Source organism: Jeotgalibacillus sp. R-1-5s-1, from assembly GCF_004405105.1.
Taxonomy (GTDB): Bacteria; Bacillota; Bacilli; order Bacillales; family Jeotgalibacillaceae; genus Jeotgalibacillus.
The window spans coordinates 329,469-344,754 of record NZ_SORW01000053.1 but is presented as its reverse complement, the minus strand read 5'-3'; the positions used below and the strand labels follow the sequence as shown (position 1 = coordinate 344,754).

Sequence of the window (15,286 nt, the reverse complement as noted above, 5' to 3'; positions counted from 1 at the left end):
TTTGAATCAGTCAAAACCGCAGAAAAAAGTATTTATCTCTGTTGTTCATCAGCTTAAGAGTATCATTCAGCAGGACCGTTTAACGGCTGGGGATCGTCTGCCGTCAGAACGTGAATTATCTGACCGGCTTAATGTGGGAAGGTCATCAGTCAGGGAGGCTTTACGTGCACTTGAACTGCTTGGCCTGATCGAGACCCGGCATGGAGAAGGGACGTTCCTTCGGGATTTCCGTGACCACCATCTTGTGGATCTGCTCGGCATGTTTATTCTACAGAGCGGTCGTGCTGAAGAAGATGTTGCTGAGGTTAAACGCTGGATTGAAGAACAAAGTCTCTATCAGCTTTTTCAGCTCTCTGATGAGAAAAAAAATCATTTGTTCGAACAGATATTTAGAAAGTTCGATCAGGGATCCATTCAGCATGCTTCCCAGCTTAAAGCAGAGCTGGTGAATGGTGCAGGCAATCAGCTGGCATTTAAAATCTGGCTGGTGCTTAATGACTTTTACCAGCTTCAGTACGATTCTGAAAAGCTTACAGCCGAAGATCTTCAACACTTACAAAATTATCTAATGTCAGGCACGCCTGAAGAGGCGCTGAGCCTATTATGCAGTCTGGTTAAGAAACAGACTGTCCGTTAAATCCAGATTGGGGAGGATGCTACGTTGCTGAAAGATATTTTTGCCAAAAAGAAAAAGTATGCAACAATTCCATCTGAAAACGCCAAAAATGACGTGCCGGAAGGAATTCTGACGAAATGTCCTAAATGTAAAAAGATTGTCTATACAAAAGAAATTCATAAAAACCTTAAAGTATGCCCGGGTTGCGGCTATCATCATCCAATGAACGCACAGGAGCGGATCAGCAGCCTGGCAGATGAAGGTTCCTTCAAAGAAATAAACCGTGAATTAACTTCGGGAAATCCACTTTCATTCCCTGATTATGAGGAGAAGGTTGAAAAAGACCGTGTGAAGACGGGATTGAATGAAGCGGTTGTGACAGGATCCTGCACGATTGAAGGCCATAAAGCAGTACTGACTATCATGGATTCAAACTTCCGTATGGGAAGTATGGGTTCAGTAGTAGGTGAAAAAATTGCCGCAGCTGTCAAACTGGCAGAACAGCAGCAGGTTCCATTTATCATTTTCACCGCAAGTGGTGGAGCCAGAATGCAGGAAGGCGTATTATCCCTGATGCAGATGGCGAAAACGAGTACGGCACTTAAAAAGTTCAGTGATGCCGGCGGACTGATTATCTCTGTTATGACGCATCCAACAACAGGTGGAGTGTCGGCAAGTTTTGCTTCACTTGGAGATTACAACTTTGCAGAACCGGGCGCACTGATCGGCTTTGCCGGAAGACGTGTGATCGAGCAGACAGTACGTGAGAAGCTGCCGGATGATTTCCAGACGTCTGAATTTCTGCTGGAGCATGGACAGCTTGATCGTGTTATTCCGAGAAACGATATGAAACAGCAGCTGACAACGATTTTATCACTGCATGAACGGGGGGCTAAAGCGTGGTGAATGAACTTGAATTTGAAAAGCCTCTGGTACAGCTGAAGGAAAAGATCAATGAACTGAAGGCATTCACAGCAGACTCAGACGTTGATTTATCCTCTGAAATTGAGCGTCTTGAAGAACGCCTGGCGAAACTGGAGGAAGATATTTATTCATCCATCAAGCCATGGGACCGTGTTCAAATTGCACGTCATCCGGAGCGCCCATCAACTCTCGATTACATAGAGGTGCTGTTCGATCAGTTTATGGAAATGCATGGAGACCGTTTATACGGTGATGACCGGGCGATTGTAGGCGGAATTGCTTACTATAAGGGTAAGCCTGTAACCGTAATCGGACACCAGCGTGGTAAAGACACAAAAGAAAATATTCTTCGTAACTTCGGTATGCCGCACCCTGAAGGTTACCGGAAAGCACTTCGTCTGATGAAGCAGGCTGAAAAGTTCGGACGTCCGATTATCTGCTTTATTGACACGAAAGGGGCTTACCCTGGAAAAGCGGCGGAAGAGCGGGGGCAGAGTGAAGCGATCGCAAGAAACCTTTTCGAAATGGCAGGATTGACCGTACCGGTTGTCTGTATTGTCATCGGAGAAGGCGGAAGCGGTGGTGCACTGGCACTTGGAATCGGTAATCATGTCCATATGCTTGAGAACTCCACTTATTCAGTGATTTCCCCTGAAGGAGCGGCTTCAATTCTCTGGAAGGATTCAACTCTTGCAAAGCAGGCGGCAGAATCAATGAAAATTACGGCACCTGACCTGAAAGAAATGGGTATCATAGACGAGATCATCCCTGAAGTGAAGGGCGGGGCTCATAAAGACGTTAAATCACAGGCGGAATACATCGATGCAGTGCTGTATCAATCCTTAAAGGAACTGACACAGATGGATGAAGAAACACTTGTGATGCACCGTTACGAGAAATTTCAGGAGATCGGGAAGTTTAACGAATACTCAAATGTGTAATAGATAGAAAGCAGAAGAAACAATCCTGCAGCAGCTAGAATGTACCCGGACTTATCCCAGGAGCATACTGCTGAACACCAGGATTGTTTTTCTTTTCCTGAGGTGTGACAATATTGTGACGGATACTTTCGTATAAAGCGTTTTCATTCGAATGATTATTTCGTCTTTTCTTATCCACTGGTACTAATGATTGAGAAGCGGTATGCTTCATGTTATTTTTAAGAAGATGAATTTTACTTGTACATGCAACCTGATGATTTAAAGAATGAACGAGTATAGAATGTCTATTTCTTTCTGTGAAATAGTTAACATATAAACTTAATAAAGGTGGGAACATCCATAATGAAAAAAATTGGCGTGTTAACAAGCGGAGGAGACGCACCCGGCATGAATCCGGCTGTGCGTGCAGTCGTTCGTAAAGCCATCTACCATGGTCTTGAAGTATACGGCATTTATCAGGGCTATCAGGGCCTGATTTCAGGGAATATCGAAAAGCTTGAACTCGGTTCTGTAGGTGATATCATTCACAGAGGTGGAACGAAGCTGTATTCAGCGCGTTGCGAAGAGTTCAAAACACCAGAAGGTCAGAAAAAAGGGATTGAGCAGCTGAAGAAATTTGGCATTGAAGGCCTTGTTGTGATCGGTGGAGACGGTTCTTATATGGGTGCAAAAGCACTGACAGAGCACGGTTATCCATGTGTTGGTGTTCCGGGAACAATCGATAATGATATTCCTGGTACTGATTTCACAATCGGGTTTGATACAGCTCTTAATACAGTCATTGATGCAATTGACAAGATCCGTGATACAGCAACATCTCATGAGAGAACGTTCATCATTGAAGTAATGGGACGCAATGCAGGGGACATCGCTCTTTGGGCAGGTCTTTCAGGCGGAGCGGAGACGATTTTGATTCCTGAAGATCCTTATGATATGGAAAAAATTGCTGACCGTATTCGTAAAGGTCATGCCCGCGGTAAAAAACACAGTATTATCATTGTAGCTGAAGGCGTTATGTCCGGTGGTGATTTTGCTAATCTGTTGAAAGATAAAACATCGATTGATACCCGTGTGTCTGTTCTTGGACATATGCAGCGCGGAGGTTCTCCAACAGCGGCAGACCGTGTCCTCGCGAGCCGCCTAGGTGCCCGTGCAGTTGAGCTTCTGATGGCAGGCAAGGGTGGCCGCGCGGTTGGAATCCAGCGCAATGAACTCGTGGATTATGATATTATTGAAGCACTAAAAATGGAGCACAAGGCAGATTTGGATCTGTACCGTTTATCTAAAGAATTATCAATTTAATCGAAACATCCTTCAGGAGGGTATAAACTAATGAGAAAAACAAAGATTGTATGTACGATTGGACCGGCAAGTGAAAGCGTAGAAAAACTGACACAGCTGATGGAAGCAGGAATGAACGTTGCTCGCTTAAATTTCTCTCACGGAGATTTTGAAGAGCATGGAGCACGCATTAAAAACATTCGCGAAGCAGCTGAAAAGCTAGGCAAAAATGTCGGAATCCTGCTTGATACAAAAGGGCCGGAAATCCGTACAAACACAATGGAAAATGGTGCGATTGAGCTTGTGGCAGGTAACGAAATCATCGTATCCATGCAGGAAGTTGTAGGAACAACAGACAAGTTCTCCATCACTTACAGCGATCTTGTAAATGATGTAACGACGGGATCAAAAATTCTTCTTGACGATGGTTTAATTGGACTTGAAGTATTATCTGTCGACGCAGCAGCTGGTGAGATTAAGACGAAAATTCTTAACACAGGCGTGCTTAAAAACAAAAAAGGTGTAAACGTACCAGGCGTTTCAGTAAACCTTCCGGGTATCACTGAAAAGGATGCCAATGATATTCTGTTTGGCGTTGAGCAGGGCGTTGACTTCATCGCTGCTTCATTTGTCCGCAGAGCGTCTGACGTGCTTGAAATCCGCGAGCTTCTTGAAAAGAATAACGCAGCAAGCATCAACATCATTCCTAAGATTGAAAACCAGGAAGGTGTAGATAACATTGACGAAATCCTTGAAGTTTCTGACGGATTAATGGTTGCCCGTGGTGACCTTGGCGTTGAAATCCCTGCAGAAGAGGTTCCTCTTGTTCAAAAGCAGCTGATCCGTAAATGTAACGCAGTTGGAAAGCCGGTTATTACAGCAACGCAAATGCTTGATTCTATGCAGCGTAACCCGCGCCCGACACGTGCTGAAGCATCTGACGTGGCAAATGCGATTTTCGATGGTACAGATGCAATCATGCTTTCAGGTGAAACAGCAGCAGGGGACTATCCTGTAGAATCAGTTCAGACAATGAACAACATTGCTTCACGTGCTGAAGAAGCACTCGATTATAAAGCCATTCTTTCAAAGCGCAGCAAACGTTTTGACCGCAATATGACGGATGCAATCGGACAGGCTGTTGCTCACACAGCACTGAACCTTGAAGTGAATGCCATCATTGCACCAACAGAAAGCGGACATACTGCTAAAATGATTTCCAAGTACCGTCCGGAGGCTGCTATCGTTGCTGTAACATCTGATGCAGCAGTATCACGCCGTATGGCTCTTGTGTGGGGCGTATACCCGCAACTTGGACGTCAGACGTCTACTACTGATGAAATGCTTGATATGGCTGTTTCTGAAAGCTTAAACAGCGGCTGTGTTAAACATGGTGATCTTGTGGTTATCACCGCAGGTGTTCCTGTTGGTGAATCAGGTACAACAAACCTGATGAAAATTCACATTGTCGGAGATGTGCTGGCTAAGGGTCAGGGAATTGGCCGCAAATCAGGATTTGGACGCGTTGTGACAGCTTCAAACGCTAAAGAAGCACTGGATAAAGTGACAGAAGGATCTGTACTTGTCACGATTGGTACTGATAAAGAAATGATGCCTGCTCTTGAGAAGTGCTCTGCACTGATCGTAGAAGAAGGCGGATTAACAAGCCATGCAGCAGTTGTAGGCTTGAATCTTGGACTACCTGTAATCGTTGGTGTAGACAATGCACTTTCACAGTTTACAGATGGCCAGGAAGTAACAGTAGATGCTGAACGTGGCGATGTATATAACGGACACGCAAGCGTACTGTAATTTCAAAAAACGAAGGTGGGACAGTTCAATCTGTCTCACTTTTTCTTTGAAACGGATCTTTTCAGTGTACAGTCAGGTTATGATACAATTGTCTTAACCTGAATAGAAGGGTGCAATGCTGAATGAAATGGCTTTTTTTACTGATTATAATTGTTCCTGCACTTGAAATTGCCCTCTTGATCACAGCGGGTAACTGGATTGGTGTCATTCCTACCGTGCTGTTAATCATCCTGACGGGAATTCTCGGTGCATATTTAGCGAAAACCCAGGGGATGCAGGCGTTGAGAAAAATTCAGACTCAGCCATTTACCGGCCCACCAGGAGATGCTATTATTGACGGTCTTTGTATATTAGTCGGAGGGGTTGTGCTCTTAACACCGGGTTTCATAACAGATGCAATTGGTTTTTTATTGCTAGTTCCAGCTACCAGAAAAATGTTTAAACCGCTGATTTATAAATGGATCAAAAGAAAAATGAGTAATGGCAGTATGATTATTCACCGATAAATAAAAGAGGGAGAACAACCGAATCAGGTTGTTTTACCCTCTTTTTTTATGTATTCAATCATCAGTTGAAAAATGCCCATTTTGATCGAAACGGCTGCAGTAATTAATATAGCTGGTGCCCAGAGCACCCCCTGCCAGCCCCCTGCTCGGACAGACAGGTAAAGGATAAGGAAAGCCGTAAATGGGTGTATGCCCAGCCGCTGACCAATGATCTTCGGCTCGATCAGCTGTTTTACAATAAAAATGATCACATAGACTGCCATGGCCCCTGCTGCCATGCCGGCTTGTCCAGTCAGCAGGCAGTAAATGATAACAGGAGCAAACAACAGCAGGGATCCCGCTATTGGAATAAGATCAGCTGATGCGACAAGGAAAGCTAGAAGCAGTGGATGCTCAAAATGCAAAATGATCAATCCAATCAGGCAGAGCATAAATGTAATAAGCGACAGAATCAGCTGAGCACCGACATATCCGGCTGTTTCGCGGTAAAGCTGATGAGCGGTTGTGTTAAATATTTGGACGATCTTTTTTTGGTTGGTTCCGGACAAAAATCGAATAAAGAGAGCAGGGTCGTTTGTCAGAAAGTAAGCCGTAAAGAACGTGACAACACATGTGAACGCTAAAGAAGGGAGCGAAACAGCTAGAACTGACCCCTCGTTTAACACAAAGGAACCAGCCTGAATGGACAGCTTCTCAATCATCGGGAAACTTTTATGTTTTATGTAATCTCTTGCTTCTACCGGTAGAAGTCTGAACCAGCCGGAGAGCTGTTCGGAAAAGGGGAAGTCTCCCGAATATAGCCTGATGTGAAGATCGTAAATACGTTCGGGCAGCGTTTTAATCAATGACTGCGCCTCATTGATTAAAAAGTAGCAGATGATAAAAATGATCGTTCCTGCAAACGTGACAAACAAAATGATATTCAGGAGAATACAAAGAGAAAATGGTATTCCTGTATAATGATTAATGCGCTTGGATGCAGGATATAAAAAAAATGAAAACACGATTCCGAAAAATAATGGAGTCAGCCATTTAATCAGCATGTAAAGCAGGATAAGGATGAATAATGCAGCTAACAAAACAGCCAGCAATCTTTTAATATTGAAGGAAGTCATGGCCTCACCTGATCAGTGTTTTTCTCATGATATGATGGTGAAAATAAATTATGAAAAGAGGTGATCGAATGATTGATCAGGCACTCATCTTTTTATTGTTACTGCTCGGGATCGGATTTTTTGCTAAAAATAATTCTTTGATCATTGCAGTGCTCGTTCTGGTTATTCTAAAAATAGCCGGTCTTGATGAAAAGATATTTGGTCTTATTCAGTCGAAGGGTATTAACTGGGGTGTTACCATTATCACGATTGCCGTTCTTGCACCGATTGCAAGTGGGGCAATCGGATTTAAAGAATTGACGGATGCAGTTAAGTCTCCATATGCCTGGGTTGCCCTTGCCTCCGGTATTGCTGTTGCACTGATTGCAAAAGGAGGCATTACTCTTCTCAGAGACGATCCTCACATTACAGTGGCACTTGTATTTGGGACGATTTTAGCGGTAGCCCTGTTTCGCGGAATCGCTGTTGGACCGCTGATTGGAGCGGGGATCGCATACAGTGCGATGAAGGTGTTTGAGTGGCTGGGAAAATGGTGAAATACGGTGGAATGAAGACTGCGCGGGCAGGTTCATTCCACAAATTTTTCAGTCAGAGTAAAATTAATACCAGTAAATTAATGCGTTTTCATTCACAAAGTTCAGATTATTGATTATAATGTGTTATGTAAGCGCATCCTTTGTGACAATATGTTGAAATAAGTTTTTTCCTGTCACGGAACTGAGCAGCCGCTCGGCGCAGCTGATGCGCAGGATTGTGCGTAAACTCTTCTGTATCGTGCTTATTCAGCCCGGAGCAGAAATTAATTATACGAAAAAGGAGAGATTTTGATGACAGCAACCCGGGGATTAGAAGGTGTCGTTGCGACAACCTCATCCATTAGTTCAATTATCGATGACACGCTTACATATGTCGGCTATAACATTGATGACCTCACAGACCACGCAAGCTTTGAAGAGGTTATTTACTTATTGTGGCATCTTCGACTGCCAAAAGAGAACGAGTTAAAGGAATTAAAGCAGCAGCTCGCTGAAAATATGTCTTTACCTGAGGAAGTGATTGCTCAGCTTAAAGCCATGCCTGTAAATAGCGTACACCCGATGGCGGCAGTACGTACGGCTGTTTCTGCACTTGGTCTTTACGATGAAGAGGCAGACGTGATGGAAGAAGGCGCAAACTACCGTAAAGCGATTCGTCTTCAGGCGAAGATTTCCTCGATCGTCACTGCTTTTGCACGTATCCGTCAGGGAAAAGAGCCGGTAGCTCCGAAGGAAGAGCTGAGCTATGCTGCCAACTTCCTTTACATGCTGAATGGTGAACTGCCTGAGGATATTGAAGTGGAAGCGATGAACAAAGCGCTTGTTCTTCACGCTGACCATGAACTGAATGCATCTACATTCACTGCACGTGTTTGTGTAGCAACACTTTCTGATGTTTACTCAGGTGTTACTGCAGCGATCGGTGCGCTTAAAGGGCCTCTTCACGGCGGTGCCAATGAGCAGGTAATGAAAATGCTGACTGAGATCGATTCTGTGGAAAATGCAGAGTCTGTCATCCGTAAAAAGCTTGAAAATAAAGAGAAAATCATGGGCTTTGGACACCGTGTATATCGCCAGGGTGACCCGCGTGCAAAACACCTGCGTGAAATGTCAAAGAAACTGACTGAACTTCGCGGTGAATCAAAGTGGTACGAGATGTCTGTTAAAATTGAAGAAGTCGTTACTTCTGAAAAGAAACTGCCACCTAACGTTGATTTTTACTCTGCATCTGTATACCACAGCTTAGGAATTGACCATGATCTGTTCACACCAATTTTTGCAGTGAGCCGCGTATCAGGATGGCTTGCGCATATTCTTGAGCAGTACTCAAACAACCGCCTGATCCGCCCGCGTGCAGATTATACAGGCCCTGGCATGCAGGAATATGTGCCGGTTGAAAAAAGAGGCTGATTGAAGATCGTTTACAAATCATCAATTTATTGATGTAATGAAAAGGTATGACATGCAGCGAACAGAAAAATAAAGCCATTAATTGAACAATTGAGTGAAAATCCACGAAAGCGAAAAACAACGGTTCTTTAAAGAACGGTAAGGTTTTCGTCCGCTAAGAGCGGGTGGATTTTCTCTGTGCGGTTTCAGGCTGTTTTCTTTCTGCTGAGACAAAGTTAAATCTGGAGGGAATTATTCATGACACAAGGTGAAAAAATCACAGTAACGAACGGAAATCTTAACGTACCAAACCACCCGATCGTACCATTTATCGAAGGTGACGGAACGGGTCCAGATATCTGGGCATCAGCTTCTCGCGTTTTAGATGCTGCAGTTGAAAAAGCGTATAACGGCGAAAAGAAAATTGTATGGAAAGAAGTACTGGCTGGAGAAAAAGCATTCAACGAAACAGGCGAATGGCTTCCTCAGGCAACACTTGACGCAATCAACGAATACTTCATTGCGATTAAAGGTCCTCTTACAACACCAATCGGCGGGGGAATCCGTTCATTAAACGTGGCGCTTCGTCAGCAGCTTGATCTGTTTACATGTCTTCGTCCTGTGCGTTACTTTGAAGGTGTACCTTCACCAGTAAAGCGTCCTGAAGATACTGACATGGTCATCTTCCGTGAAAATACAGAAGATATTTATGCAGGTATTGAATTCGCAGAAGGCTCTGATGAAGTGAAAAAACTGATCAACTTCCTTCAGGATGAAATGGGTGCAACAAACATCCGCTTCCCTGAAACTGCTGGTATCGGTGTGAAGCCGGTATCTAAGGAAGGTACTGAGCGTCTTGTGCGTTCAGCGATCAACTATGCACTGACTGAAAACCGTAAATCTGTCACACTTGTTCATAAGGGTAATATCATGAAGTTTACAGAAGGAGCGTTCAAGAAGTGGGGTTACGATCTTGCAGAGCGCGAATTCGGGGATAAAGTCTTCACATGGAACCAGTATGACAAGATTAAAGACGAGCAGGGCACAGACGCTGCAAACAAAGCGCAAAGCGATGCTGAAGCTGCCGGTAAAATCATCATCAAGGATTCTATTGCGGATATCTTCCTTCAGCAGATCCTTACACGTCCAGCAGAGTTCGATGTTGTTGCAACAATGAACCTGAACGGTGACTATATTTCTGATGCACTTGCTGCACAGGTTGGTGGAATCGGAATTGCGCCTGGAGCAAATATTAACTATGACACTGGACACGCTATTTTTGAAGCTACACACGGAACAGCTCCAAAATATGCAGGTCTTGATAAAGTAAATCCATCATCTGTAATCCTTTCAGGTGTACTTTTACTTGAACACCTTGGATGGAGTGAAGCGGCTAACCTTGTCACTTCAGCAATGGAAAAAACAATTGCATCTAAAGTTGTTACTTATGACTTTGCCCGTCTGATGGATGGCGCAACAGAAGTTAAATGTTCTGAGTTCGGAACAGCTTTGATCGAAAATATGTAAGTCACCTGAATGAGCCGTCCTGTACGGCTCATTCTCGTACATAAAAAAATCCAGAGCACGTTCAAGGAGGAGTTTTTGATGGGCTTTACACGTAAAAAAATCTCAGTAGTAGGTGCCGGTTTTACGGGAGCAACAACAGCATTATTCCTTGCACAAAAAGAACTTGGAGATATCGTTCTGGTTGATATTCCTCAAAATGAAGGGCCGACAAAAGGGAAAGCACTCGATATGCTTGAAGCAGGTCCTGTTTTTGGCTATGACGCACATATTAAAGGGACCTCGGATTATGCAGACACTGCAAACTCCGACCTTGTCATTATTACGGCCGGTCTTCCTCGTAAACCGGGTATGAGCCGTGATGATCTCGTTCAGACAAATGAAAAAATCATGAAGTCAGTAACAGCTGAAATCGTGAAACATTCACCTGAAACAACGATTCTTGTTCTATCCAATCCTGTAGATGCCATGACCTATACCGTTTTTAAAAAATCCGGTTTTTCAAAAGAACGTGTTATTGGACAATCAGGCGTTTTGGATACCGCACGTTTCAATACATTTGTGGCAGAAGAACTGAATCTTTCTGTTAAAGATATTCAGGGATTTGTTCTCGGTGGTCATGGCGATGACATGGTGCCGCTCACCCGCTATTCAAATGCGGGAGGCGTGCCACTGGAAACACTGATTCCTAAGGACCGCCTTGATGAAATCATTGAACGCACAAGAAAAGGTGGCGGCGAGATTGTTGCCCTTCTCGGGAACGGCTCCGCCTATTACGCACCTGCAGCAGCCCTGATGGAGATGGCAGAAGCAATTTTAAAGGATCAAAAACGTATTCTGCCATCCGTTGCCTACCTTGAGGGTGAATACGGCTTCGATGGCATTTACCTAGGTGTCCCGACCGTGCTTGGCGGAAATGGTATTGAAAAAATCATCGAGCTTGAACTGACAGACGATGAAAAATCCCAGCTTCAAAAATCAGCTGACTCCGTTCGCAACGTGATGGGTGCATTATCCGGTAACGAACAGGCGTAATAAGAGTAAGCTGATCATTTTACTTAAAGTGCCGGTGATATCCAAAGACTGCGGTAGGGAAGCGACAGCTGACGCAACGCGAAAAAGTGAAGGATGTCACCGGCACAGCTTTAAATAAAGTGTAAGCGGTTTCTTTTAGCTGCAGATAAATTTTCTGAAAAATGGTACAATAAATCAACAACAGTCAAGAGGGGGAGTTACGGATGCTTCTTGGTAAAAAGAGAAAGCTCGGCAGACAAATAGAAGATATGTCGATTGGTGAGAAACTGACATTAACTGAAAAAATAGAGGATAAAGACCTTCTCCTGTTTCTTGGATTAACCAACGATTCTAATCCTTTATATATTCAACATGATTATGCATCACAGACGCCATACAAAAAACCGATTGTTCCATCTATCATGCTCACAGGTTTTGTTACTTCTGCGGTTTCAAAATATATGCCTGGTCCTGGATCGCATTTAAAAGAACAGAATCTGCGTTTCCCAAAACCGCTTTATCACTATGCGACGATAGACTATACATTTGAAGTTAAGTCCATTGACCGCCCGAATTACGAAGTTGAAATCGCCGTACAGGCGGTTGACGAAAGCGGAGACTTAGTATTGAAAGGAACCGTCATCGTCTGCCCGCCACATAAACTCGAACGCTTTGAGGGCTCAGCGCTCGATAATTTTTAGTATTAGTTTTATACAGAAAATGCAGGGTCATTCCCGCAACCATGACTGTATCAACACGAATCAAAGTGTTGATACAGTTTTTTTATTGTGATAAAGACTGAATTTGCAGCTTGAAAGATTCCTTATCGCCTCACGAAACAGTTTATACTATAATAAAGTTGGGTGAATGGATCGAAATATAGGGGTTAATTACGTTCCTGGAGGTTTAACATGAGTAAAAGAGTCCTTGTAGTAGACGATGAACAGTCAATCGTAACACTTCTAAAATATAACCTGGAGCAGTCCGGGTATGAGGTGTTGACCGCTCTTGATGGCGAGGAAGGATTCAATCAGGCGCTTGAAGGTAATCCGGATCTGATCGTTCTGGATCTGATGCTGCCTAAAATGGACGGGATTGAAGTCTGTAAAAAACTTCGTCAGGAGCACGTGGATATTCCAATCATCATGCTCACAGCTAAGGATGATGAATTTGATAAGGTGCTTGGGCTGGAGCTTGGCGCTGATGATTATATGACAAAACCGTTCAGTCCCCGGGAAGTTGTGGCTCGTGTTAAAGCCATTTTAAGAAGAACGAAACATGCTGAAGTGAAACAGCCGGAACCGGATGAAGCTTCACATTCCATTGGTGAGGTAAAAGTATTTCCGGATCAGTATGAAGCGTATTTCCGGGATGAACCGATTGAATTAACGCCAAAGGAATTTGAGCTGCTTGTTTATCTGATTGAAAACAAAGGACGTGTCCTGACAAGAGATCAGCTGCTTCAGGCCGTATGGAATTATGATTTTGCCGGTGATACGCGTATCGTAGATGTTCATATCAGTCATTTGCGCGAGAAAATTGAAGAAAACACAAAGAAGCCTGTGTACATCAAAACAATTCGTGGCCTTGGCTATAAAATGGAGAAACCAAAAGAAGCGTGAAGATTTCATCCTTTCGCGGAAGGCTTCTCTTTGCGCTTATCACACTCATTTTTCTTGTGCTGATCGGACTCGGCATTTTAATCGGCGAGCTCGTGAAATCATATTATTTAAACGCTTTGCATTCAAGGCTTGAGCGTGAAGTTGATATTGTTATTGACCAGACAGAACGGCAGTCATCTTTTGAAGAACTGAGCTTATCGGAGTTTAATCAGCTGAGCGATGTTCTCGATACCCGGATCTCTATTTTGGATCAGGAGGGTGTCATAATCTATGATTCCGGCACGGGTGTATCCGAGACGGTAAACCATGAGGAAATATTGGAAGAAATCAGTCAGTCATTCCCGGATCGCGAAGAAGGAATTGTTCAGTTTCCGCAAATTGACCAGACCTTTTATTATGCAGGGGCAGTTGAGACGGCAGGAGAAAGCGGTTATGTGATCATGGCAACCTCCTTTAATGAACTTGGGGATGTCTATAGACAAATTTGGATCATTTTGGCCATCACGCTTGGAATCGCGATGCTCATCATCATTTTCCTTGGTGCCAGAATTACTAGTCAATATACGAAGCCGATTGAATCAGCAACCAAAGTGGCGATTGAGCTCGCTAAAGGCAATTATAAAGCGAGGACTTTCGAGGACCGTGTAGATGAAACGGGCATGCTGAGCAATGCGATTAATGTTCTTGCCCGCAATCTTCAGGAGATGGTTAACGATCAGGCAGTACAGCAGGACCGGCTTCAAACCCTGATTGAAAATATGGGAAGCGGACTGATCATGATTGATAAGCAGGGGTATATTGTGCTTGTAAATCGTCCGTTTTTATCATTCTTTCAGATGGATTTGACGGAAATCTTAAATGAACGCTATAAAGATGTGTTTCATGATCCGCGTGTCAGGGAAATCGCAGAAGAGGTTTTCATGACAGAGCAGCGCGTCAGAAAACAGGTCTATACTGAAAGTACGATCCCAAAAAGACATCTTGAAATCTACGGAGCTCCGATCATCGGTGAAAGAAGTGCGTGGCAGGGGATTGTACTCGTCTTCCATGATATCTCTGAGTTGAAAAAACTAGAACAGATGAGAAAAGACTTTGTCGCAAACGTATCCCATGAGGTTAAAACACCGATTACCTCAATAAAAGGGTTCACTGAAACATTACTCGACGGTGCAATGAATGACCGTGACGCCCTTGATTCATTTCTGACAATCATCCTGAAAGAAAGTGATCGTCTGCAAATGCTGATTCAGGACCTGCTTGACTTATCTAAGGTTGAACAGCAGGGCTTTAAACTATCACTTTCTGAGGTGAATTTGGCAGATCTGCTCGAAGAGGTAAAAATGGTCATCGGTCAGCGCGCGGCAGAGAAAAAGATGCATATTGTATTGGAACTCGATCCGAAGTCTGTTATTGAAGGAGATTTTGACCGGCTGAAACAGGTATTTATTAATCTTCTGAACAATGCTATTACCTATTCTTACAATGAAGGCGAAATAAAAGTCAAAACCGTAAGACGCGGTGACAGAATGCTGATTCATGTCATTGATAATGGAATAGGGATGGAAAAACAGGAGATATCCCGAATCTTTGAACGTTTTTACAGAGTGGATAAGGCAAGAAGCAGGAACTCCGGCGGGACCGGACTGGGACTTGCTATTGTTAAGCATATTGTAGAAGTGCATCATGGAGAAATCCAGGCAGCGAGTCAGGTTGGAAAAGGGACCACTTTCACGATTGATCTGCCAGTTGAACAGGATAAATGGAATTAAACGTTCTTTACGTTAAATTTACATCTTTAAGACATTTTCTTAATATTCAATTGATAAGATACAAAGTGAAAACCCCTTCATCCAAGGAACCCCGAAAAAAGCGTGAACAGACCCCGTTCACGCTTTTTTCATGTCCTTTTTTGGAAATCTGTGATTCATTTATCTAGTTATCATCAGTTTTGACATTTTTCTGAAACCTTTCTGTTACATAATCGTATTATAGGCAGTACATAAAGA

The 15,286-nt window shown here is 43.6% G+C and carries 14 protein-coding genes; 13 read left to right on the top strand and 1 reads right to left on the bottom strand.

All coding sequences use genetic code 11. The features are described 5' to 3' along the window. Position 1: 1 nt before the first annotated feature. From E2491_RS17155 to E2491_RS17130, 6 genes are all read left to right on the top strand, one after another. Positions 2-637: a FadR/GntR family transcriptional regulator gene (locus tag E2491_RS17155; RefSeq protein WP_134376837.1), complete on the top strand. Its 636-nt coding sequence runs from the start codon at positions 2-4 to the stop codon at positions 635-637. A gap of 24 nt (positions 638-661) precedes the next feature. Continuing rightward, on the top strand, positions 662-1,522 hold the full coding sequence (gene accD, locus E2491_RS17150) for an acetyl-CoA carboxylase, carboxyltransferase subunit beta (RefSeq protein ID WP_134376836.1): 861 nt from the start codon (positions 662-664) through the stop codon (positions 1,520-1,522). Continuing rightward, positions 1,516-2,481, top strand: a complete 966-nt coding sequence (gene accA / locus E2491_RS17145) for an acetyl-CoA carboxylase carboxyl transferase subunit alpha (protein ID WP_134376835.1) — start codon at positions 1,516-1,518, stop codon at positions 2,479-2,481. The genes accD and accA overlap by 7 nt, the downstream gene beginning before the upstream one ends. 342 nt (positions 2,482-2,823) lie before the next feature. After that, complete coding sequence (pfkA, locus tag E2491_RS17140; protein ID WP_134376834.1) at positions 2,824-3,783, top strand: 6-phosphofructokinase; 960 nt, start codon at positions 2,824-2,826, stop codon at positions 3,781-3,783. Positions 3,784-3,813: 30 nt separating this feature from the next. After that, a complete protein-coding gene (gene pyk, locus E2491_RS17135) occupies positions 3,814-5,574 on the top strand; it encodes a pyruvate kinase (protein WP_134376833.1) in 1,761 nt (586 codons plus the stop codon). Positions 5,575-5,696: 122 nt separating this feature from the next. Next, positions 5,697-6,080: an FxsA family protein gene (locus tag E2491_RS17130; RefSeq protein WP_134376832.1), complete on the top strand. Its 384-nt coding sequence runs from the start codon at positions 5,697-5,699 to the stop codon at positions 6,078-6,080. Between the two features lie 23 nt (positions 6,081-6,103). Here the strand turns inward: E2491_RS17130 and E2491_RS17125 are convergent, their stop codons facing one another. Further along, a complete protein-coding gene (locus E2491_RS17125) occupies positions 6,104-7,195 on the bottom strand; it encodes an AI-2E family transporter (RefSeq protein WP_134376831.1) in 1,092 nt (363 codons plus the stop codon). Positions 7,196-7,263: 68 nt separating this feature from the next. On the opposite strand from E2491_RS17125, the gene E2491_RS17120 reads away from it, so the two are divergent. The 7 genes from E2491_RS17120 to pnpS all read left to right on the top strand — a co-directional run bounded on the left by E2491_RS17120 (position 7,264) and on the right by pnpS (position 15,049). Then, positions 7,264-7,731 carry a DUF441 domain-containing protein gene (locus E2491_RS17120; protein ID WP_134376830.1) on the top strand — a complete coding sequence of 156 codons (468 nt, stop codon included), beginning with the start codon at positions 7,264-7,266 and terminating at the stop codon, positions 7,729-7,731. Between the two features lie 291 nt (positions 7,732-8,022). Further along, positions 8,023-9,141 (top strand): citrate synthase, encoded by a 1,119-nt coding sequence (citZ, locus tag E2491_RS17115; RefSeq protein ID WP_134376829.1) that lies wholly within the window; start codon positions 8,023-8,025, stop codon positions 9,139-9,141. Between the two features lie 237 nt (positions 9,142-9,378). Beyond that, the gene (gene icd, locus E2491_RS17110; RefSeq protein WP_134376828.1) at positions 9,379-10,647 is read left to right on the top strand and encodes an NADP-dependent isocitrate dehydrogenase; all 1,269 of its coding nucleotides are present in this window, start codon (positions 9,379-9,381) and stop codon (positions 10,645-10,647) included. A gap of 78 nt (positions 10,648-10,725) precedes the next feature. Beyond that, a complete protein-coding gene (gene mdh / locus E2491_RS17105) occupies positions 10,726-11,679 on the top strand; it encodes a malate dehydrogenase (RefSeq protein WP_134376827.1) in 954 nt (317 codons plus the stop codon). 203 nt (positions 11,680-11,882) lie between these two features. After that, entirely contained in the window at positions 11,883-12,359 is a 477-nt protein-coding gene (locus tag E2491_RS17100; RefSeq protein WP_134376826.1) for a MaoC/PaaZ C-terminal domain-containing protein, read from the top strand. A 210-nt stretch (positions 12,360-12,569) separates the two neighbouring features. Beyond that, entirely contained in the window at positions 12,570-13,280 is a 711-nt protein-coding gene (locus tag E2491_RS17095; RefSeq protein ID WP_134376825.1) for a response regulator transcription factor, read from the top strand. Positions 13,281-13,282: 2 nt separating this feature from the next. Then, positions 13,283-15,049: a two-component system histidine kinase PnpS gene (gene pnpS, locus E2491_RS17090; RefSeq protein ID WP_134376918.1), complete on the top strand. Its 1,767-nt coding sequence runs from the start codon at positions 13,283-13,285 to the stop codon at positions 15,047-15,049. Positions 15,050-15,286 lie beyond the last annotated feature (237 nt).